Genomic DNA, 19,492 nt, shown 5'->3' on the forward strand with positions numbered 1-19,492 from the left:
CAAGAGCGATGATGATCAAACATTTTCTGACGATATGCGCTGCCGCAACAGTCGCTGCGGCGGGAACCTCGCTCGCACAGGCCCAGAGCTATCCGGTCCAGCAGGCGCCGAGCTATGGCGCGCCGGCCGAATATCGCCCCGGCGACCGCGCGCCGAATTTCGACGCGCTGGAAGATGATGACGATGCGATGCCGCAGGCGTCGCTGCCGCCGCCCGGCCCGATCCCGCCCAACGATCCGCGCTATGGCCGCCCCGTTGGCCCGCCCGTCTATTCGGCCGCCCCGCCGCAGGGCCCGGTGATGTCGCCGGATGATCCCCGTTATGGCCGTCCCGCCGGTGCTCCCGTCTACTCGGCTGCGCCGCCGCAGGGTCCCGTGATGTCGCCCGACGATCCCCGCTATGGCCGTCCCGCCGGTCCGCCGGCGGTGATCTATGGCGATCGTTCGGGCCAAGGATATGTCCAGGCGCCCGCCAATGACGGCATGCGTCCGCCGGAAGCCGTCGGCGGTCCCGCCTCGACCGGCGCGGTCCAGGCCGGACAGCCCCCCGTTGGCGCTGATGGCCGCCCGATGGCAATCGCCTCGTTGCCGCCCGAGGAGCAGCCTGACGCGGCACCGGCGCAGTTGCCGCCGAACCTGCGCCGTCAGGAAGTCTCGCTCGCGACCAAGGAGCCGGCCGGGACGATCATCGTCGATACCCCGAACACCTACCTCTATTACGTCCTCGGCAACGGCCGTGCGATCCGCTACGGCGTCCGCGTCGGCCGCGACGGTTTCACCTGGACCGGCGTGCAGAAGATCACCCGCAAGGCGGAGTGGCCGGATTGGCATCCGCCGGCGGAAATGATCGAGCGCCAGCCCTATCTGCCGCGCTTCATGGCCGGCGGTGAAGGCAATCCGCTCGGCGCCCGCGCGATGTATCTCGGCTCGACCGTGTACCGCATCCACGGCACCAACCAGCCCTCGACGATCGGTAAGTTCGTCTCCTCCGGCTGCATCGGCATGCTGAATGATGACGTCTCCGATCTGTTCGCGCGCACCAAGGTCGGCACCCGCGTGGTGGTGATGCCGGGTGGTCCGGCGCCGGGAACGGCGACGGCTTCCGCTGCGCCCACGCCCGGCCCGGCTCCGATGGCCGCCCAGGCTGGCCCCGTTCCTGGTACTCAGCCGACCGTGGTTCCGCCGCTGCCCGCGCCGGTGACGGTGCGCTAAGCGCTTCCTGACAATTCAGATTGCGGAAGGGCGTGCCGGTGGCACGCCCTTCGTCGTTTCAGGCGAGCTTGCGCGGCAGCTCGCCGCCCTTGGTGAAGGCGTCGATCGCCTCGACCATCTGGCCGTAATGGATGCGCAAGCCGTCCTCGGTCGCGTAGCCCAGATGCGGCGTCAGCACGAGATTGTCGAGCTTGCGGAAGGGATGGTCGACCGGCAGCGGCTCGACCGAGAACACGTCGATGCCGGCGCCCGCGATCTTGCGCTGTTGCAGGGCCTCCAGCAGCGCCTGCTCGTCCACGATCGGCCCGCGCGCGGTGTTGACGAGGAAGGCGGTCGGCTTCATCCGCGCGAGGTCGTCACGGCCTACGAGGCCACGCGAACGCTCGCTCAGCACGACGTGGATGGTGATGATGTCGGCCTTGGCGAACAGCTCCTCCTTGGTCGCATAGCCGACACCGGCCGCCGCGCACTTCTCCGGCGTCAGGTTCGGGCTCCAGGCGATCACGTTCATGCCGAACGCCTTGGCGATGCCTGCCATCTTGCTGCCGAGCTTGCCGAGCCCGACAACGCCGAGCGTCAGGCCCTCGATCTCGACACCAGCAAAGGTCTGCCAGGGCTCGCCGGCATGCATGCGCGCGTTCTCGCGGCCGATGCCGCGGGTCAGTTCCAGGATCAGGCCCATGGTGAGGGGCGCGGTCGGATCGCGCGAATATTGCGTGCCGCCGATGACAACGCCTTTCGCCTTCGCGGCCTCCATGTCGATGGAGGCGTTGCGCATGCCTGAGGTCAAGAGCAGCTTCAGCTTCGGCAGGCGCTCGAACAGGCTCTTGGGGAACGCCGTGCGCTCGCGCATCGCGCAGATGATCTCGAAATCCGCCAATGCGCTGGCCGCGGCCTGCTCGGAAGCGAAGGGATGGCTGAACACGGTGACGTCGACACGGTCGGACAGTTTCGGCCAGTCGGCAAGGTTGAGGGCGAGGTCAAAATAGTCGTCGAGAATTGCACAGCGCAGCCGGCTCATCAGCGTTCATCCATGGCGAGAGGTGATAGCGCCAGGCGAGGGCGCCGTCGTCGGAACCGGGCCATGGTTGCGCGCAATCAGACCGCGCGCAAGCCGCTTGGGTCTTCAAAAATCCGATAGGAGAGGGCGGCTCAGAGGTCGCGGGGCTTCAGCCGGAACGGCGCATCCATGCCGTGCTTGGCGCGCCAGGCAGGGCCGGGGCCGCGCATGTAGTGCAGCTCGGGCCGGTAGGGGTTGAAGGCGGTGGCGAAGAAGCGCTTCCAGAAGCCCTTGATCTCCGAGACGAGCGCGGAGGGGCTGCCGGCTTCTGCCGGAACAGGGAGAGAATGGGTCTCGGTCAGAGCCATGATGGGCCTCGCTGTGCTCCCCGTTCGTTCTGAGCGGGTGGCGCTGTTTCCGCGCGAAACCGAGCTTTGGCCTGATTTATTAAAAGATGGTTTCAATTGTCCGGATCGGGGTCCGGATGGTGTCCGTCCCGTATTCATCCGTGGTGAACGGAGGGAAAACATTGCCCTTTGGGGGCGGGATCGCTACATCGCTGGCTAAGCAAATCTCCTCAAATCGAAGGTTTCACGGGACCGATGGCGCGCCAGTTCATCTATTTCATGCAGGGCCTGACCAAGAGCTACCCGACCCGGAAGGTGCTCGATAACATCCATCTGAGCTTCTACCCGGACGCCAAGATCGGCGTGCTCGGCGTCAACGGCTCGGGCAAGTCGACGCTGCTCAAGATCATGGCCGGCCTCGACAAGGAGTATAACGGCGAGGCCTGGGTCGCCCAGGGCGCCCGCGTCGGCTATCTCGAGCAGGAACCGCATCTCGATCCGGCGCTCTCCGTGCGCGAGAACGTCATGCTGGGCGTCGCCAAGCAGAAGGCCATCCTCGATCGCTACAACGAGCTGGCGATGAACTACTCCGAGGAAACCGCCGACGAGATGACCAAGCTGCAGGACGAGATCGAGGCCCAGGGCCTCTGGGATCTCGACAGCAAGGTCGACCAGGCCATGGACGCGCTGCGCTGCCCGCCCGACGATGCCGATGTCACGAAACTCTCCGGCGGTGAGCGCCGCCGCGTCGCGCTGTGCAAGCTGCTGCTCGACCAGCCCGAGCTGCTGCTGCTCGACGAACCGACCAACCATCTCGACGCCGAGTCGGTGTCGTGGCTCGAGGGCCATCTGCGCAACTATCCCGGCGCGATCCTGATCGTCACCCATGATCGCTACTTCCTCGACAACGTCACCAGCTGGATCCTCGAGCTCGATCGCGGCAAAGGCATTCCCTACGAGGGCAACTACTCGTCCTGGCTGGTGCAGAAGCAGAAGCGGCTGGAGCAGGAGGGACGCGAGGACGCCGCGCACCAGAAGACGATTGCGCGCGAGCAGGAATGGGTCGCCTCGTCGCCGAAGGCACGCCAGGCCAAGTCCAAGGCGCGCTACCAGCGCTATGAGGACCTGCTCAAGCAGGCGAGCGAGAAGCAGACCCAGACCGCGCAGATCATCATCCCCGTCGCCGAGCGGCTCGGCGCCAACGTGGTCGATTTCGAAGCGCTCAGCAAAGGCTATGGCGATCGTCTCCTGATCGACGATCTCACCTTCAAGCTGCCGCCCGGCGGCATCGTTGGCGTGATCGGCGCCAACGGCGCCGGCAAGACCACGCTGTTCAAGATGATCACGGGGCAGGAGAAGCCAGACAAGGGCACCATCACGGTCGGCGAGACCGTGCATCTCGGCTATGTCGACCAGTCGCGCGATGCGCTCGACGGCAACAAGAACGTGTGGGAGGAGATCTCCGGCGGCAACGAGCTGATCCTGCTCGGCAAGAAGGAAGTGAACTCGCGCGGCTATTGCTCGTCGTTCAACTTCAAGGGCGCGGACCAGCAGAAGAAGGTCGGTGCGCTCTCCGGCGGTGAACGCAACCGCGTGCATCTGGCCAAGATGCTGAAGTCCGGCGCCAACGTCCTGCTGCTCGACGAGCCGACCAACGACCTCGATGTCGACACGCTCCGTGCGCTCGAAGAGGCGCTGGAGGATTTTGCCGGCTGCGCCGTCATCATCAGCCATGACCGCTGGTTCCTCGACCGCATCGCGACCCACATCCTCGCCTTCGAGGGCGAGAGCCATGTCGAATGGTTCGAAGGCAACTTCCAGGACTACGAAAAGGACAAGATGCGCCGGCTCGGCCAGGACAGCATCATTCCGCACCGCGTGAAGTACAAGAAGCTGACGCGGTGATGGCGGCATGATGCGGCGGGCGCTCATCGCTGCGGTGATTGTGGTCACCTGCGGATGGTCACCCGCCCGCGCTGCTGACGCGGCCTTCACGCAATTCATCGCCTCGCTCTGGCCGGAGGCGCAGGCCGCCGGCGTGTCGCGCGCGACGTTCGACCAACAGACGCGCGGGCTCGAGCCTGATTATAAGCTGCCGGATCTGATCCTGCCCGGACGGCCCGCGATCGGCGCGCCGTCGCAGGCCGAGTTCGTGCAGGTGCCGGCGGACTACGTCAAGGACGCCTCGATCGCGCGCCTTGCCGGCGAGGGGCAGCGGCTGCTGCAGAAATATCGCACCGCGCTGACCGAGATCGAGAAGAGCTCCGGCGTGCCGGCGACCGTGATGCTTGCGATTTGGGGCCGTGAGACCGATTACGGTCGCTACACGCTGCCTTATGATTTGGTCCGCGTGTTGGCCACGCAAGCCTATGTCGGCCGCCGCAAGGACACCTATCGCAACGAGTTCATCCTCTCGCTGAAAATCCTCGGCGAAGGCGTGGTGACGCGCAAGGACATGCGCTCGTCCTGGGCGGGCGCCACCGGGCTCACGCAGTTCCTGCCGTCAGAATATTACAAGCACGGCGTCGATTTCGACGGCGACGGCCGCATCGACATCTGGCACTCGGTGCCGGATGCGCTGGCCTCGGCCGCACAGCAGCTCGTCAACAAGGGCTGGCAGAGCGGCGTGCGCTGGGCCTACGAGGTGCAGGCGCCGGCGAAGGTCGATTGCACCACCGGCGTGCCTGAAGTGACCAAGCCGATCGGCCAGTGGCTGCGCGACGGATTTGTGCCGGTGCGCGGGCAAAAGCTCAGCGCTACCGAGCAGGCGCAGCCGGCATCGCTGCTCCAGCCGGAGGGCATTTACGGTCCGGCGTTCCTCACGACGAAGAACTACTTCGTCATCAAGGAGTACAATTTCTCCGACCTCTACGTGCTGTTCGTCGGCCATCTCAGCGACCGCATGACGAGCCCGCTGCCGTTCGCGACGGCATGGTCGGCCTCGAAGCAATTGCGCACCAAGGACGTCGAGACCATGCAGCGCGGTCTCACGCGCGTCGGGCTCTACAAGGACAAGATCGACGGCAAGGCCGGCATGCAGACGCGCGCCGCGCTCGGCGCCTATCAGAAGTCGGCAGGGCTCAAGGTCGATTGCTGGCCGAGCGAAGAGGTGCTGCGTTCGATCCAGGCGGCGCGCTGAACAAGCCTTTCAAAAGAAAAAAGCCCGGCCGATGGTCTCGGCCGGGCTTTGATCGCGGCGCTGATGAGCGCCGTGCGATCAGATCAGTAGCAAACGCGAACCGGGCGCACGACCCAGCCGTAACCATCCCAATAACGCTGGCGCTGCCAGTAGCAGGGCGGGGGCGGCGGGCCGGGCTCAGCGACGTAAACCGGGCCGCCATAGGCGGGGCGGCTCGATGCGATGGCGCCGCCGACGATGGCGCCGCCGAGCAGGCCGGCGGCGATGCCGACGCCGACGCCGTCATGGGCCTGGGCTGACGGAGTGGCGGTCACCAGCGAACCGGCGATCGTCGCAACCGTGAGGGCGGCAACTAAAGTCTTCTTCATGCTCTTGGCTCTCCTGAGAGATGGACGCTCCTTGTTAGAAGCGCCCGGGGTTCAAAGGTTCACGCAGACTCTGATGGAATTGGCCTTGCAGCTAGGAAGCGCGCAAATGGTCAATCCACAGTAAACGCACACAGAGCTGTGACGAGAAAAAGCGGTCTTTTTCAGGCCCGGAGATGAACGGCGCAACCGTCGTGAACCGGCTTGGTTGAAGGCGTCTCAGCCGCAGACTCGGATGCGGCGAATGCGCCAGGCATAGCCGTCCCAGAAGCGCTGCTTCTGCCAGACGCAGCCGTCGCCGTAATAGTCGTCGGCGACATAGCCCGGACCCGGAGCATAGTAGCGGGGCGGGTAGTAGCCGGGGCCATAGCCCGGACCATAACCGGGGCCGGGTCCGTAATAATACGGAGACGCCAGCGCGCCACCGACAATGGCACCGCCGATGATGCCGGCGGCCACGCCCGCGGCAACGCCGCGTTGCGCATGGGCCGGTGTTCCGGCCGTCAGAGCCAGAATGGTGACGGCAGCAACTGCCAGGAGCGATCTCTTCATTGGCTGTCCTCTCAAACGCGGAACTGTTTGGGAACCAGAGTTCCATATTTCGTTTGAATGATCAATGAACGGCATCTTTGCCGGGCGCGACCAATTGATATGGATCGGGCTTCGCTAGGGAGGGGACGATGGGCAATGCGATGATAAATGCCTTGATCGCCGCCGGGATCGTCTCTGCGATCGGCTATGGCTGGTTCACTCATCTCCAGAACCGCGGCCGGCGCTCGCGCGCTGCGACCGGAGGCGATGGGGGAGGCGACAGCTATTCGGGGAGCAGCGAGGGCTTCTCGCTAGGCAGCTGGTTCTCCAGCGATAGCTCGGGGAACTCGACCGACGCCTGTTCCAGCAGCGATGGCGGCGGAGGCGGTGGAGATTGTGGGGGCGGTGGCGACGGTGGAGGAGGCGGCGGCGACTAGGTCCGCTGCCATCTTGATCCAGCGCAACACCCTATTTTAGAGCCGTTCTAGGCTGTTTCCGGCCAGTTTGGAATAGCTTCAAATACCGGTTTTTCCCTTTGCATCCGGACGGCCCCTTAAATATCGATGATGGCGCATCACCGAAGGGCCTACCGCTTCCATGATCGTTTGTTCCTGTAACGTGCTGAGCGATGACGACATCCGCGCCGCCGTCGCCGAGTCCGACGATGCGGTGCGTCATGCCAAGCAGGTCTATGGATGCCTCGGCTGCAGCGCCGAGTGCGGCCGCTGCGCCCGCACCATCAAGACCATCATCGACGAAGCGCTTGGCCCCTGCGCGAAGTCCTGCTGCTCCGGCTGTCCCCACAGCCACACCGTGGCCGCCAATGACGAGACGGCCGAGCCCGCCCAGTTCGCTCTCGCGGCCTGCTGAGAATTTCCCCATCGTCGGCTTTTCCCCGGCTGCGTCCCCGTAGCCGGTTGCCCTCATTAGTAAACTGATTTAGAAGCGTTCTAAATTCGGCTTTAGGGCCGATTTGGACTGCAAGAGCTGGAGTGAACCATGCAGGGCGACGCAAAAGTCATCGACTATCTCAACAAGGCACTGCGTCACGAGCTGACTGCGATCAACCAGTACTGGCTGCACTACCGCTTCCTCGACAATTGGGGCCTGCGGGACATGGCCAAGGTCTGGCGCAAGGAGTCCATCGAGGAGATGGAGCACGCCGACAAGCTCACCGAGCGGATCCTGTTCTTCGACGGCTTCCCGAACATGCAGGTGCTCGATCCCTTGCGCATCGGCCAGAACGTCAAGGAGATCATCGAGTGCGATCTCGCCGCCGAGATGAGCGCGCGGGCGCTCTACCAAGAGGCGGCCGGCTATTGCAACAGCGCCAAGGACTACGTCACGCGTGACCTGTTCGAGAAGCTGATGAGCGACGAAGAGCACCACATCGACTTCCTCGAAACCCAGCTCGATTTGATCGGCCGCATCGGCCTCGAGCTCTACACCCAGAAGCACGTCGGCGGGCTCGAGGGCGAGGGGCATTAAGCTCCGGCTCGCTTCTTTCCATTCGTCATGCCCGGGACAAGCCCGGGCATGACGGTTTGTCTGAGCCGCGAACGCGCCAGCTACAGCTGCGTCTTGTAGCGCTCCTCCACGATCTCCTGGCTCTCCGGTTCGCCCAGGCCCGTCTGGTCGTGAATGACCTGGCCGATGCTTGGCATCACCGAGCGCTGCACCTTCTCCGGCGACCACAGTTTTGAGCGCATCAGCGCCTTGCCGCAGTGGAAATAGACTTCGCTGACGGCGACGTTCAGCACTGCGCGCGGCGGCTTGCCGAACTCCACCATCGAGGCGAGCAGATCCGGATCGGCCGACAGCGTGCCGCGGCCGCCGACGCGCAGCGTCTCGTCGATCCCGGGCACGAAGAACAACATGTGCACGAAGCCCGAGCCTTCGACGACATTGCGAAAGCTGTCGATCCGGTTGTTGCCGGAGCGGTCGGGCATCAGCAACTGGTTGGGGCCCGCGACGCGGACGAAGCCAATGCCGCCGCCGCGGGGCGAGGCGTCGACGCTGCCGTCAGTGCCGGATGTCGCGAGCACGCAGAACGGCGACATCTCGATGAACTTCTGCGCATGCGCGTCGATCGCGGGACGTGCTTTCGCGATCACGCGTGGGCTCGGTTTGGCATAGATGGTGGCGAGGTCTTCGGCGCAAAGGTCGGTCACGAAGGTCTCCCTGATTGAGGGGCACAGGATAGCACTCTCCGGCTCGGTCGCTATCCCCGAAATAGCATGTGCGGCCCGGCGTCGCCACGGCATGACGCAGCGATCGGGAGCAGGCGCGATCCGGATGGCACAGGTGGCGTAGATCAATCATTTCGCTTATAACGGGTGGTGTACTTTATCGTTTTTCAAGGAAGGAATTCGTCATGGCCGCAACGCAGGCAATGCGGGTCGCGGGCGATCGGCCGCGCCGTCGCAAGCATGTTCCGGGACAGTTCATCATTCGGCTGAAGCCAGCCCTCGCCCGGCAGATCGCGGCGATCTCGCTTCAGGCGACAACGCCGCGCGCGCTGGCGGCTGCGATGCCCGATGACGTCAGGGGGCCGCTCGATTTCCTGCACGACAATTTCGGGCTTCAGTCGATGAGGCCGCTGTTCGTGGTCGACGGCGGTGGTGCACCCGCGCAGCCGCAGGCGATGGCTTTGGCCGCGGTGCATCGCTCGATAGCGCGCTCCGCAACGCAGACACCGCGAGAGGCGCTGGCCGGATTTCAGATCGTGCAGGTGAAGGACAGGAAGATAGATGCAGGAGCCCTGAAGCGGCTGAGTGCATCCAAGGCGATGGATCTGGTCGAACCCGTTCCCAACCGGTGGCTCAGTGCCGCCGCCGATCCGATGAAGATTCGGCAGTGGGGCCTTCGCGCCATCAGATGGTTCGATCGACCGCGACCGGGAGCGGGGAGGGTTCATGTCGCCGTGCTCGATAGCGGTGTCGACGCCCGACATCCCGATCTCGCAGCAGCGATCGAGGATTACAGGCACGACGGCAACGGGACGCGCGATTTTCTCGGCCATGGCACACACGTCAGCGGCACGATCGCGGCCGCCGTCAACAATTCGGTCGGTATCGCGGGCCTTGCCAATTGCCGGCTGCATTGCTGGAAGGTGTTCGACGATCCCAAGCGCGCAGGCGACGACGAGAACTTCAACTTCGAGTTCTACAGCAAGGCGCTCGCGGCCGCGCTCGATTCCAACATCAAGGTGATCAACCTCAGCATTGGCGGTGAGGACCATTCCAAGGCCGAAGCGACGATCTTCGCCCAGCTGATCGATGCCGGCGTCGTCATCTCAACCGCGATGGGTAACGAGTTCGAGGACGGCAATCCGAAGGAGTATCCGGCGGGATACGCGGACACGATCGGAGTTGGCGCCGTCGACGAGTCGCATCGGCGCGCCTCGTTCTCCAATACGGGGAAACACATCAAGCTGGTCGCGCCGGGTGTCAATATCCTGTCGACGGTGCCCAGGGTGAAGGCAAGCTTCGCCGATCATGTCAGCTACGATTCCTGGCCCGGGACGTCGATGGCAACACCGCATGTGACGGGCGCCGCTGCACTTGTCTACATCGACAAGCCGAAATCCAGAACGGCCGGGCTTGCGGTTGCCAGGCGCCTGATCGCGACTGCGACCAAATTGCCGGCGATGCGGGGCAAGGACTTTACGCCGGAATACGGCGCCGGCCTTCTGGATATTGCCGCTGCGCTCGGCCGCGTAAAGGCGGGTAGGATAACAGGCAAGAAGGCCGCCAAGACGAGAAAGCGACAAAAATAGATTCTGCGCGCTTGATCGGGTGCCGCGAACGGCTAGCTTCTCAGCATGTCCGTGCAGTTCAAATTCCACGATCATGTCGATCAGCGTCGGCGGCGCATGATCATCAGAACGCTCGGCGATGCCGGCTATGTCGCCGAGAGCCTGTTTCCGGGACAGAAGCGGCAAGCCCTCGCCGCGATCTTCACCGTCGCTGAGGCCGACGCAAAATCCATTCGCGCCGCGCTCGACGATTTCGGCGATGACATCGAATATGTCGAGGCCTCGCCCAAGCGAGACCTCAAGGCCTGAGTGGTTCTACACCGCATCCGCCGGCACGAAGCAGCTGATGATGATGGCGCCGCGATGGTGGACGTACCATACCACGGCCTGGCCGACCGGGTTGCCGCGATCGCGGATGATGGCGCGCTCGGGCACCTCCATCCACTGTCCCTCGATCGGCACCCAATAGGTGCCGCTGCGCACGTCATAGTCGGTGCGATGACCGTCGGAAATGTCGCAGCAGGGCACGCCGTTCGGCGCGATCACGCTCTTGAACCATGCGCGGATGTCGGGCGAGACGTGGTCGTACTGCCCGTTGTCGAACGCGAACGCGGCGCTTGTCAGCGCCGTCATCGCAGCCAGCCAGACGCACAGCGCGAGCCTGCGCATGCGATCCTCCTCATCGCGTGTCGAGCCTGCGACGCGCGATTGTCCCACGCGTCGATTCGTATCGTTGATGCGATTAAGCCCGAGCTGTCAGCGCATTGCATGCTCAAATAATATGCGGCGTGAGAGGCGCTGCATATGATGCATTGCGATATCAGGACGTGCTGTCCGCCGTCTCACATCGTCCGCTGCGGTGCGGTTTGCAGCAATTGCCTGATCTGCTCGCTGTAGAATTTTGCGTTGCCGGTGGTGCCGTGCCCGCGGGTCTCGGTGCTGGCAGGGATCAGGTAGAGGCGGCCGTTCTTGACGCGCTTCATCGCAGCGTCCGTGATGCCGGTCTCCGGCGGGTTGCGCTCGTCGTCGGCGGAGTTGATCAGCAGCAGCGAGGCTTCGATTGTCTCCAGCCTCTCGCCGGCATTGTAGTCGTGCGAGGCCTCCCACTGGTAGACGAAGTCATTGGCATCCGCCGTGATCGGTGTGGCAAGGCGTTCGTCGACGATCTTGTCGGCCTTGGCCGCCGTCGGTGCCTGCGACTGATAAGCCAGCGTGCCGCCGATGCTGGCGATGCCGTAGGCGGTGATGGCGTATTTCATCATGCGCGGCTGGCTGGTGTAGTTGCCGTTGTTGTAATCAGGATCGCTCCGGATGGTGTCGAGCATGATCCGCCGCAGCATCCAGTTGCGCGAGGCCATCTCGGTCGGCTGCGAGGCCATCGGGATCAGCGCGTCCATCGCCTTCGGATATTTCTCGCCCCACAGCCAGGTGTGCATGCCACCCATCGAATTGCCGATGACGAGCCGCAGATGCTTGACGCCGAGCCCTTCCGTCACGAGACGATATTGCGCCTCGACCATGTCGTCATAGTCGTATTTCGGGAAGCTGGTCTTCATGCCGTCGGACGGTTTCGACGATTTGCCATGGCCGATGCTATCGGGAATGATGATGTAATATTTGGAAGCGTCGAGCGGCTGTCCCGCGCCGAACAGCTCGCCGGCAAAGCTCGGTGTCAGCATGCTCGCGGCCGAACCGCCGGAGCCGTGCAGCACCAGCACCGGCTGGCCTGAGGGCTCGCCGACGGTGGTGTAATGCAGCTTCAGCTCCGGCATGGTCTCGCCGGTGTGGAACTTGAAGTCTTTGGCGATCCAGTCGCCCTGCCTGGGTGCCGGATAGTCGGCGGCCATGACTGACGTTGAAATGAACAGCAGAACGGCCGACAGCGCGGCGCAGGATGCCTTCATGTTTCTCTCCCCGTTGCGGCTCGTCATCGGTGGCCGCGTTGGTCGGAACTTAGCAGAACCGTGGAGAAGGATGTAGGATTTTGGCTCCGCAAATCGTCTTAGAGGGAAACACCGGAGAGACCGCATGTGCCGCAACATCAAGACGCTGTTCAACTTCGAACCGCCGGCGACGGAGGATGAGATCCACGCCAGCGCGCTCCAGTTCGTGCGAAAACTGTCCGGCTTCAACAGGCCGTCGCAGGCCAATGAGGCGGCGTTCGACCGCGCGGTAGCGGAGGTGTCGGAAGCGGCGCGCCGGCTTCTGACCTCGCTGCACACCCATGCGCCGGCGCGCGACCGTGAGGTCGAGGCCGAGAAGGCAAAGGAACGCTCGCGGTTGCGCTTTGGCTAGCGGTGCCAGCGACCCGTTCCGTGATCTGGCTCACGGTATGGAGCGCCTCAATTTGCCATGATGTCTGCCGGGGTTTTGACAGCCCGGAGCACGACCATGAGCCGCCCCCTTCTTCCGCTGAAAGCAGGTGCCATCGTCTTCACGCTGCTGTGGACGGCGTGGATGATGTGGTGGAGCGGCTCGTTCTCGAGCGCCAACGTCGTCATCCTGGCGCTGTGCGGCGCTGCGGTCGGCTATCTCTGGTATCGCGCCATGCGCTGGCAGTTCGAGCGCATGGGGATGCTGCCGCGACGCGACGACCAGTCGAAGTAGCCGCTAATCGTCCTTGTGGCCGTGCTTCTTCTTTTTCTTCTTTTTCTTGTGATCGTCGCCTTCGCTGTCGTCGCTCTCGTCATCGACGATCGGCTCGTCGGTCTCCTGCACGGCGGCCTCCAGCGCCTCGCGCTCGGCGGCCTCACGCTCGCGCTGGCGGCGGCGCTCGTCCCAGGCGTCGAAGAGCTGTTCAAGCCACGGCAGGACCTGCTCGATCGATGGCAGCTGGCCGGGCGGTCCCGCCTCGCCACGCGGGCCTTGCGGACCCGCGGGCCCTTGCGGTCCGGCAGGTCCCTGCGCGCCGGCGGCTCCACGCGGACCGGCCTCGCCCGGCTTGCCTTGCGGGCCGGCCTTGCCCAATGGCCCGGCCTTGCCGACCGGACCCGGCTTGCCCTGCGGTCCTGGCTTGCCGCGCGTGCCGTCGGGGCCCCGTTTGCCAGGATGACCTTGCGGTCCCGGTCGTCCCGGCTCGCCCTGCCGCCCACGCGGACCCGGAGGTCCCTGCCGTCCCTGATCGTCTGCCACGCCACTGCTCCCTCTCGCGGAAGCAAGCTACTTAGCGGCGTTTGACGACAGCAGCAATTCCGCTCGCGCATCGCGACAAGCTTGATCAACATCAATCGGCGGCCCGGGACGCCGTGTCATTGAATTGCGCACGGCCACAACCTTGCGAGGAGCGACCAATGCGAGCCGCGTGGACAATCTTCTGCCTGTCGGCAGTCATCCTTGCAGTCGCAGTCGGGCTTGCTCATCTGCTCGTGCCTGACGTCGTGCCGGTCGCCTTTGCCGAGGAGCCGCAGTCGTCATGGGCTGTCATGACGGCCTTCGTGCTCCGCACCATCGAGCTGATCGCGGCGGCCGTCGCGATCCTCGCGCTTGCGGTTCTCGCCGGCGGACTGGTCGGTCGCGTCGTCACGCGCTAGTCGTGATAGGCGGGCACGTCGATGCCGGAGGCGGCATAGATCCTGATCTTGTTGCGCAGCGTGCGCACCGACAGGCCGAGCACGCGCGATGCACGCGTGCGGTTGCCGTCGCAGCGAGCAAGCGTCTGGAGCACGAGCTCGCGCTCGACCTCGTCGACGGTTGCGCCGATCAGCAGCGGAACGATCTGGTTCGGAGCGAGGAATTGTGCGTCCTGCGGCGCCGCGACATGAACAGTGGTCATCAACACACCCCGATCAACGCCCGCTTCCTTCGCTGGAAGCGGATCGAGAACAAACGACCCCCAGGCCGTAGATCTACGGTGGGCGGGTTTGGTTAATGAAAAGTTAATTCCGCGCGATCGCACCAATTGACCTTGGGAATGCCGCGATCGCGCCGCGATTGGCACGAGATGCATAGCGATGCGGACGTATCTCGCGCCTCACACCGTCCGATATCCGCCGTCCACCATCACGATCGTTCCGGTGACATAGGCCGACAGATCCGAGGCAAGGAAGATCGCGGGTCCGACGATGTCCTCGGGCTTGCCGGTGCGCGCGAGCGGGGCGTGATCGACGAAGGCCTGCACCAGCGCCGGATTGGTGGCGCGCACATTGGCGTTGATGTTGGTCTCGATGAAGCCCGGCCCGATCGCGTTGACGCGGACGCCTTCCTTGCCGAGCTCGACCGCGAGCGCCTTGGTGAAGCCGAGCACGCCATGCTTCGAGGTGGTGTAGGCCGCCGAGCTCGGCGTGCGCAGGTGCACGAAGGACTGGATCGAGCCGATATTGACGATGCGGCCCTTGGTTGCGCGAAGCGGGCCAAGGAAGGCCTGCGTCACGTTGAAGACGCCGTTGAGGTTGAGCGAGATGATGTCGTTCCAGTCCTTCGCCACCGTCTCAGTGTCCGCGGTGAAGGCGTTGCGGCGGGTGATGCCGGCATTGTTCACCAGGATCGAGACCTGCCCAACCTTGTCGGCCACCTGCTTGGCCAGCGCAAAGCAGTCGTCGCGTTTGGTCACGTCGAGCGCAAAGCTCTCGGCCTTGCCGCCGGCGTTGCGGATCTCCTTCGCGGCCTCCGCGACCGTATCGGCGTTGACGTCGAGCAGCACGATTTGCGCGCCTTCGCGCGCATAGCCGGTCGCAATGGCCCGGCCGATGCCGGAACCGGCGCCCGTGACGACGGCGATGTGGTTTGCGAGCAATGCCATGACAATTTCCTCCCGATTTCGTTTCGAAGTTTCATGAAAGGCTAACTCGAAATTAAGGGGTCGGAAACGGCCGGCTTGGCATACTGCGCTTCATTGCTAAACGTTGCGCGCATGATGGAACGGCTGGAATCCTGGAAATTGGCGCTTGAGCGCCTGCGATCGGCGGAGTCTGCCAATTGGGCCGAAGCAGGCCGGCTCGTGGCCGAGATCGTGCGGATGAGCACCGATACCGTGCTGCGGCAGGCGGCCGAGCAGGCGCTTCCGGTGCTGCGCCAGGCCGCTGACAATGACGATCAAAGCGTCACGCTGGCGGCCCGGCGCCGGATCGGCGTGGTCCTCGACGTCGTTCACGATCTCACCGCGCCGCGCTTCGGTCGCCGCAACGCCATGCCGAAGAAGCTGTCGAGCGAGGATCGGGCCCGCAAGATGCTCGGCCTGCCGCTCGCAGTGCAGCTCACCTGCGAGGACATCAACCAGGCCTATCGCCGCGCCGCCAAGGGCATGCATCCCGACCACGGCGGCAGTGCGGAAGCCTTCATCGACCTCGCCGCCGCGCGTGACATTCTGATTCATCCCGGCGCGCACAAGGACGCGTGAGAGCGCTCAGCTCTTGTTCACGCAGCTCGAATAGGGCGCCGCTTCGCCTGCGACGATCGGGCAGAGCTCGATCGGGCTGAGCTCCAGCAGGCGCGCCTGCCAGCGCTCGTCATTGACCGGCGGCTCGTCGCTCTCGGGGCCGCGTTCGGCCCATTGGATGGTGTAGTAGTCGGCCGTGCCCTTCAGCGTGATCAGGAGCGCGGTCTCGCTGTGCCGGGTCGGGCCGCTGTCGATGCGGCCGCAACCGATCACCGCGACGAACCCCTCGAAGCGGCCGAAATGCATGGCGCCGAACGGTCTTGCCGCAAAGCTGTCAGGACAGGCCGATTTGAAGCCGCCGGCGATGGCGCCCGCGAATTTCTCCGGCGAGGCGCCTGGCGTCAGCGTCATGCCCTTCTCGCCCGTGACCGTGATCATCTGCGTCCAAAGCTCAAGCGTCTCGCCCTTCAGCACGGCTTCGCGCATGTAGTGCCCGTCCTTGGTGTCCTCGAACACCGCGACGAAGTTCGACGACATCGCGAAGCTGACGAGCTGGCCGAAGATCGGCGAGATCACGCGGAAGGATTGCGGCGCTTGCGCGGGCGCCGCGGAGACGAGCGCGAGCGATACAGTGAAGAAGATGGCTGCCGTCGTCGTGAGCGTGCGCATCGATGGACCCCACAGGGACTGGATGGAAACGCGACCGGGCAAGGATGCTAGCATCGCATCCTTGCCCGGTCCTTGTCGTCCGCCGATCGAATCCTACCAGGAGCAGTGGCCGTCCTTCAATGCGTGGTCCTTCAGCATGAGCGCGTCGACAAAGGTCGGCACGGTGGCGCTGACGCGGGTGTAGTCGGAAGGCCACGGCGTGGTCGGGATGCTCTCGTCCCAGATCTGACAGAAGCCGCCGTTCTGCCAGCGGATCAGATGATAGCCGGCTTCGGCCTGGCTGGTGGCGGCGAAAGCCGCAATGGCAAGACCGGCGGCAGCGCACAGCACGGAAATACGACGCATGATCAGCTCCTCAAATGAAAGTTGGATGCGCCTCCCGACAATGAGGGGAGGGGTGGTGCGGGACGCTTTGGGGGAGCGCGCCCCGGACAAGATGTGAGTAGTTCCGCCTGCTGACGAGGTTCAAACGGCGTGTGCCGGAAATGCAGGCCTTCGGCTGGAGAACGAGGGGCTGCCCGCCACAAATAAGAAGGGCGGATCGCTTGCGCGACCCGCCCTCAGAATCCGTTTCGTCGCTTGAGGCCTAGAGCGTGCAGCGGCGCTCTGCGCGCAGCTTGATCTGGAGGTCGGAGGCGGCGGTGAAGGTCGGGAGCGGCTTGCTGACGACCTTGTAGGTCGAGACCCCCCACTGGAACGGCTTGTACTTCAGCTCCTCGTTCCAGACCTGGCAGATGCCGGTGTTGTCCCAGCGGATCACGTAATAGCCGGGCGCCGCGGAGGCGGGCATGGCAAGCACGGAACTAGCGATGCCGGCAACGGCACAGAGGGCGAGAACGCGACGCATGAAGTATCTCCTTGTGGGGAAGTGTGACTTGAAAATTCGTGCGGTAAAAGCAGGCCCTTTGCAAGCCGGGGAGCGGCCGTTCACGGATATGTCAGACCGGCGCGCGCAATTGGTTTGGTCGCGTGCCCTGCAAGACACACGGGAAGACACACGGGCCAGGCGTCGATCACTTCGCCAGCGAGGCCACCGCCTCGATCTCGATCAGCATCCTCGGATCGGGCAGCGCCTGCACCACGCAAGTTGTACGTGCAGGGTAGGGCGGCGGGCCGAAGGCGCCGGCATAGAGCGCGTTCATGGCGGCAACGTCGGAGGCGCGGGTCAAGAGCACGTTGACCTTGGCGAGGTCGCGGACAGTTGCGCCGGCCTCGTCCAGCACGCGGCGGATGTTGACGACGACATTGGCGAACTGCGCCTCGAAGCCGTCAGGCAGCGCGCCGGCTGCGTCGAAGCCGGGAATGCCGGAGACGAACAGCAGGTCGCCGACGCGCGTCGCAAAGGACAGCGGCGGCGCCTTGACGTGCGGTGGGGGCGCGAAATGCTGGATCGGCATGGGATCACCTCGGACCAGGGGCGGAAGCATGAGCGTAGCGGCATGCGGGGGCGTTGCAATCGGCATGAGGCAGAGGGGGCGGAAACAAAAAATGCGAAAACAACCCCATGCACAGTAGACATCAAGCAGAAATCATTGATGTTTTCTCTTGTTCGTAAAAAACGAAATATTTCGCTTGCGCCGTCGGGCAAAACAGGGGCAGAATGGCATGATGGCCGCGAGTGCAGTTTCGCCTCTTCCCGCGCAATGCCCCCTGGCAGGAGAGGCCGGAATCCGTCCTCCTCGTCATTGCGAGCGCAGCGAAGCAATCCAGACTGTCTCCGTGGAAAGATTCTGGATTGCTTCGCTGCGCTCGCAATGACGGAGAACGAGAACCTTCCGCGCGTTGAGCCGCCACCGTACTTGCGGAAACTCCAACCCATCATGTTGCCGCCGCGATCCATCGGATAGATTGACCGCGTCTGATTCGTTTCCTTCCCAAGACAATAGCCCCCGGAGACTGTTCATGAAGATCGTATCCACCCTTCGCGCCGCGCTGGTCGGCCTTGCTGCGCTCGCCGGCCTCACGACCTCGGCGCTGGCCGACGGCGGCACCGTGGTGCTGACGATCTACAAGGCGGGCTGGATCATCGGTGGTTCCGGCGGCTCGGGCGTGCTCAACTTCCGCGGCCGCTCCTATTCGTTGTCCACCGGCGGTCTCGATTACGGCCTCGTCTTCGGCGGTTCCAAGACCGTGCTGCGCGGCCGCGTCTCCAACATCAACCGCCCCTCCGATGTTGCCGGCGTCTATGGCGCTGCTGGTGCCGGCATTGCGGTGGGCCGCGGCGCCCGCGCCATCGTGCTGACCAACCAGAAGGGCGCGGTGCTGGAGCTGAGCGGCACGCAGGTCGGTTTGATGGCGAATGCGGATCTGAGCGGGCTTGCGATCACGATGCGGTAGGATCGCGCAGGGTGGGTTAGCCTTGCGGATGTGCGAAGCGCAGTCCGCTGGGCGTAACCCACCTCTTTGGTTTCCGCGGAGACGAACAGTGGTGGGTTACGCTGCGCTAACCCACCCTACGGTCTAACGCACCAGCGCATGAACCCGCTCGCAATGTGCCACGAGGTTTGTGTGCGCATCGACGAAGGCCTTCAGCGGCGTCGGGATCGGGACGTAATAGATATTCGCGACAAAACCGTAGATGCCGGCATCACAGCTGGTCGGTGCAGCGCCGTGCACGAAGCCTGCCGCGGGGACGATCTCGGCCAGCACCTGCAGATCGGCAAGGCCGCGCGCGTAAGCCTGGTCGGGCGTGTAGCGGCCGATGCCCTGGTAATGATAGCGCTGCGCATTGTAGGCCTTGGCCTTCTCGAATCCGGCCGCGTCGATCTGCGGATGCTGCGCGATGAAGCCGTCGCGGAAGGCGGGATAGAAGCGCTCGTCCTTCCAGCGCGAATACGACATCACCCAGTAGAGATCATCCAGCATGCGGGTGACGAAATGATCGGTCCGGCGCTGCTCGGCTGACAGCGCGGCATCGATGGTGAGGCGATATTTGGCGATCGCATGCGCGATGATGGTCTCGCTGTCGCCGATGGTCTCGCCGTCGTCGACGACGTAAGGCAGCTGCCCGCGCGGCGCGGCGGAGGCATCGAACACATGCTCGTGCACGAACGGCACGCCCGCGAGCTTCAGGAAGGCGTAGACCTTGAGGCCGTAGCCGTTGTTGTCGGCGACGCCGAACAGGTCCGGGTAGGAATAGAGGGTCAGCATGGTTGCTCG

27 protein-coding genes are annotated in these 19,492 nt (G+C 64.3%); 12 read left to right on the top strand and 15 right to left on the bottom strand.

The annotated features are described in order from the left end of the window. Positions 1–11: 11 nt before the first annotated feature. Positions 12–1,211, top strand: a complete 1,200-nt coding sequence (locus tag AC1RR3_RS33880) for a L,D-transpeptidase (RefSeq protein ID WP_492828868.1) — start codon at positions 12–14, stop codon at positions 1,209–1,211. A gap of 58 nt (positions 1,212–1,269) precedes the next feature. On the opposite strand, the gene AC1RR3_RS33885 is transcribed toward AC1RR3_RS33880, so the two are convergent. Both AC1RR3_RS33885 and AC1RR3_RS33890 read right to left on the bottom strand, forming a co-directional pair. Further along, complete coding sequence (locus AC1RR3_RS33885) at positions 1,270–2,232, bottom strand: D-2-hydroxyacid dehydrogenase family protein (protein WP_492828870.1); 963 nt, start codon at positions 2,230–2,232, stop codon at positions 1,270–1,272. A gap of 131 nt (positions 2,233–2,363) precedes the next feature. Then, complete coding sequence (locus AC1RR3_RS33890) at positions 2,364–2,579, bottom strand: hypothetical protein (protein WP_492828872.1); 216 nt, start codon at positions 2,577–2,579, stop codon at positions 2,364–2,366. A 234-nt stretch (positions 2,580–2,813) separates the two neighbouring features. Between AC1RR3_RS33890 and ettA the strand changes: the two genes are divergently transcribed. Further along, positions 2,814–4,463, top strand: coding sequence for an energy-dependent translational throttle protein EttA (gene ettA, locus AC1RR3_RS33895; protein ID WP_492828874.1), 1,650 nt, complete (start codon positions 2,814–2,816; stop codon positions 4,461–4,463). 7 nt (positions 4,464–4,470) lie between these two features. After that, complete coding sequence (locus AC1RR3_RS33900) at positions 4,471–5,697, top strand: lytic murein transglycosylase (RefSeq protein WP_492828876.1); 1,227 nt, start codon at positions 4,471–4,473, stop codon at positions 5,695–5,697. An 83-nt stretch (positions 5,698–5,780) separates the two neighbouring features. Here the strand turns inward: AC1RR3_RS33900 and AC1RR3_RS33905 are convergent, their stop codons facing one another. Together AC1RR3_RS33905 and AC1RR3_RS33910 are read right to left on the bottom strand one after the other, a co-directional pair. Continuing rightward, the gene (locus tag AC1RR3_RS33905) at positions 5,781–6,065 is read right to left on the bottom strand and encodes a hypothetical protein (protein WP_492828878.1); all 285 of its coding nucleotides are present in this window, start codon (positions 6,063–6,065) and stop codon (positions 5,781–5,783) included. A gap of 216 nt (positions 6,066–6,281) precedes the next feature. Further along, positions 6,282–6,614: a hypothetical protein gene (locus tag AC1RR3_RS33910; RefSeq protein WP_492828880.1), complete on the bottom strand. Its 333-nt coding sequence runs from the start codon at positions 6,612–6,614 to the stop codon at positions 6,282–6,284. 576 nt (positions 6,615–7,190) lie between these two features. Between AC1RR3_RS33910 and AC1RR3_RS33915 the strand changes: the two genes are divergently transcribed. After that, positions 7,191–7,463 (top strand): (2Fe-2S)-binding protein, encoded by a 273-nt coding sequence (locus AC1RR3_RS33915; protein WP_458162749.1) that lies wholly within the window; start codon positions 7,191–7,193, stop codon positions 7,461–7,463. Between the two features lie 129 nt (positions 7,464–7,592). Next, positions 7,593–8,081 (top strand): bacterioferritin, encoded by a 489-nt coding sequence (gene bfr, locus AC1RR3_RS33920; protein WP_092021671.1) that lies wholly within the window; start codon positions 7,593–7,595, stop codon positions 8,079–8,081. An 80-nt stretch (positions 8,082–8,161) separates the two neighbouring features. Here the strand turns inward: bfr and AC1RR3_RS33925 are convergent, their stop codons facing one another. After that, entirely contained in the window at positions 8,162–8,764 is a 603-nt protein-coding gene (locus AC1RR3_RS33925; RefSeq protein ID WP_492828883.1) for a pyridoxamine 5'-phosphate oxidase family protein, read from the bottom strand. A gap of 203 nt (positions 8,765–8,967) precedes the next feature. Between AC1RR3_RS33925 and AC1RR3_RS33930 the strand changes: the two genes are divergently transcribed. Then, the gene (locus tag AC1RR3_RS33930) at positions 8,968–10,371 is read left to right on the top strand and encodes a S8 family peptidase (protein ID WP_492828885.1); all 1,404 of its coding nucleotides are present in this window, start codon (positions 8,968–8,970) and stop codon (positions 10,369–10,371) included. Between the two features lie 45 nt (positions 10,372–10,416). After that, a complete protein-coding gene (locus AC1RR3_RS33935; protein WP_492828887.1) occupies positions 10,417–10,659 on the top strand; it encodes a hypothetical protein in 243 nt (80 codons plus the stop codon). A 6-nt stretch (positions 10,660–10,665) separates the two neighbouring features. Here the strand turns inward: AC1RR3_RS33935 and AC1RR3_RS33940 are convergent, their stop codons facing one another. Together AC1RR3_RS33940 and AC1RR3_RS33945 are read right to left on the bottom strand one after the other, a co-directional pair. Beyond that, positions 10,666–11,019, bottom strand: a complete 354-nt coding sequence (locus tag AC1RR3_RS33940; protein WP_492828889.1) for a hypothetical protein — start codon at positions 11,017–11,019, stop codon at positions 10,666–10,668. 173 nt (positions 11,020–11,192) lie between these two features. After that, complete coding sequence (locus AC1RR3_RS33945) at positions 11,193–12,254, bottom strand: alpha/beta fold hydrolase (RefSeq protein WP_492828891.1); 1,062 nt, start codon at positions 12,252–12,254, stop codon at positions 11,193–11,195. Between the two features lie 124 nt (positions 12,255–12,378). Between AC1RR3_RS33945 and AC1RR3_RS33950 the strand changes: the two genes are divergently transcribed. Together AC1RR3_RS33950 and AC1RR3_RS33955 are read left to right on the top strand one after the other, a co-directional pair. Next, a complete protein-coding gene (locus AC1RR3_RS33950) occupies positions 12,379–12,645 on the top strand; it encodes a DUF2277 domain-containing protein (RefSeq protein ID WP_492828893.1) in 267 nt (88 codons plus the stop codon). A gap of 96 nt (positions 12,646–12,741) precedes the next feature. Beyond that, positions 12,742–12,957 (top strand): hypothetical protein, encoded by a 216-nt coding sequence (locus AC1RR3_RS33955; RefSeq protein WP_492828894.1) that lies wholly within the window; start codon positions 12,742–12,744, stop codon positions 12,955–12,957. 3 nt (positions 12,958–12,960) lie between these two features. Here the strand turns inward: AC1RR3_RS33955 and AC1RR3_RS33960 are convergent, their stop codons facing one another. Continuing rightward, positions 12,961–13,482 (bottom strand): collagen-like protein, encoded by a 522-nt coding sequence (locus AC1RR3_RS33960; protein ID WP_492828896.1) that lies wholly within the window; start codon positions 13,480–13,482, stop codon positions 12,961–12,963. 158 nt (positions 13,483–13,640) lie between these two features. Between AC1RR3_RS33960 and AC1RR3_RS33965 the strand changes: the two genes are divergently transcribed. After that, a complete protein-coding gene (locus AC1RR3_RS33965) occupies positions 13,641–13,880 on the top strand; it encodes a hypothetical protein (protein WP_492828898.1) in 240 nt (79 codons plus the stop codon). Here AC1RR3_RS33965 and AC1RR3_RS33970 read toward each other — a convergent pair. Together AC1RR3_RS33970 and AC1RR3_RS33975 are read right to left on the bottom strand one after the other, a co-directional pair. Beyond that, positions 13,877–14,122, bottom strand: coding sequence for a helix-turn-helix domain-containing protein (locus tag AC1RR3_RS33970; RefSeq protein ID WP_492828900.1), 246 nt, complete (start codon positions 14,120–14,122; stop codon positions 13,877–13,879). The genes AC1RR3_RS33965 and AC1RR3_RS33970 overlap by 4 nt on opposite strands. Positions 14,123–14,320: 198 nt before the next feature. Further along, positions 14,321–15,088: an SDR family NAD(P)-dependent oxidoreductase gene (locus AC1RR3_RS33975; protein WP_492828902.1), complete on the bottom strand. Its 768-nt coding sequence runs from the start codon at positions 15,086–15,088 to the stop codon at positions 14,321–14,323. Positions 15,089–15,199: 111 nt separating this feature from the next. Here AC1RR3_RS33975 and AC1RR3_RS33980 point away from each other — a divergent pair, with 111 nt between their 5' ends. Then, the gene (locus AC1RR3_RS33980) at positions 15,200–15,685 is read left to right on the top strand and encodes a J domain-containing protein (protein ID WP_492828904.1); all 486 of its coding nucleotides are present in this window, start codon (positions 15,200–15,202) and stop codon (positions 15,683–15,685) included. Between the two features lie 6 nt (positions 15,686–15,691). On the opposite strand, the gene AC1RR3_RS33985 is transcribed toward AC1RR3_RS33980, so the two are convergent. The 4 genes from AC1RR3_RS33985 to AC1RR3_RS34000 all read right to left on the bottom strand — a co-directional run bounded on the left by AC1RR3_RS33985 (position 15,692) and on the right by AC1RR3_RS34000 (position 17,730). After that, positions 15,692–16,333 (bottom strand): hypothetical protein, encoded by a 642-nt coding sequence (locus AC1RR3_RS33985; protein WP_492828906.1) that lies wholly within the window; start codon positions 16,331–16,333, stop codon positions 15,692–15,694. Between the two features lie 93 nt (positions 16,334–16,426). After that, a complete protein-coding gene (locus AC1RR3_RS33990) occupies positions 16,427–16,678 on the bottom strand; it encodes a hypothetical protein (RefSeq protein ID WP_492828908.1) in 252 nt (83 codons plus the stop codon). A gap of 241 nt (positions 16,679–16,919) precedes the next feature. Further along, on the bottom strand, positions 16,920–17,180 hold the full coding sequence (locus tag AC1RR3_RS33995) for a hypothetical protein (RefSeq protein WP_492828910.1): 261 nt from the start codon (positions 17,178–17,180) through the stop codon (positions 16,920–16,922). Between the two features lie 166 nt (positions 17,181–17,346). Continuing rightward, on the bottom strand, positions 17,347–17,730 hold the full coding sequence (locus tag AC1RR3_RS34000; RefSeq protein ID WP_492828912.1) for a RidA family protein: 384 nt from the start codon (positions 17,728–17,730) through the stop codon (positions 17,347–17,349). 505 nt (positions 17,731–18,235) lie between these two features. On the opposite strand from AC1RR3_RS34000, the gene AC1RR3_RS34005 reads away from it, so the two are divergent. Then, the gene (locus AC1RR3_RS34005) at positions 18,236–18,670 is read left to right on the top strand and encodes a hypothetical protein (protein ID WP_492828914.1); all 435 of its coding nucleotides are present in this window, start codon (positions 18,236–18,238) and stop codon (positions 18,668–18,670) included. A gap of 123 nt (positions 18,671–18,793) precedes the next feature. On the opposite strand, the gene AC1RR3_RS34010 is transcribed toward AC1RR3_RS34005, so the two are convergent. Continuing rightward, positions 18,794–19,483: a glutathione S-transferase family protein gene (locus tag AC1RR3_RS34010; RefSeq protein ID WP_492828916.1), complete on the bottom strand. Its 690-nt coding sequence runs from the start codon at positions 19,481–19,483 to the stop codon at positions 18,794–18,796. Positions 19,484–19,492: the final 9 nt, after the last annotated feature.

The sequence above is a fragment of the Bradyrhizobium sp. GW821-FHT13H05 genome, assembly GCF_058804065.1.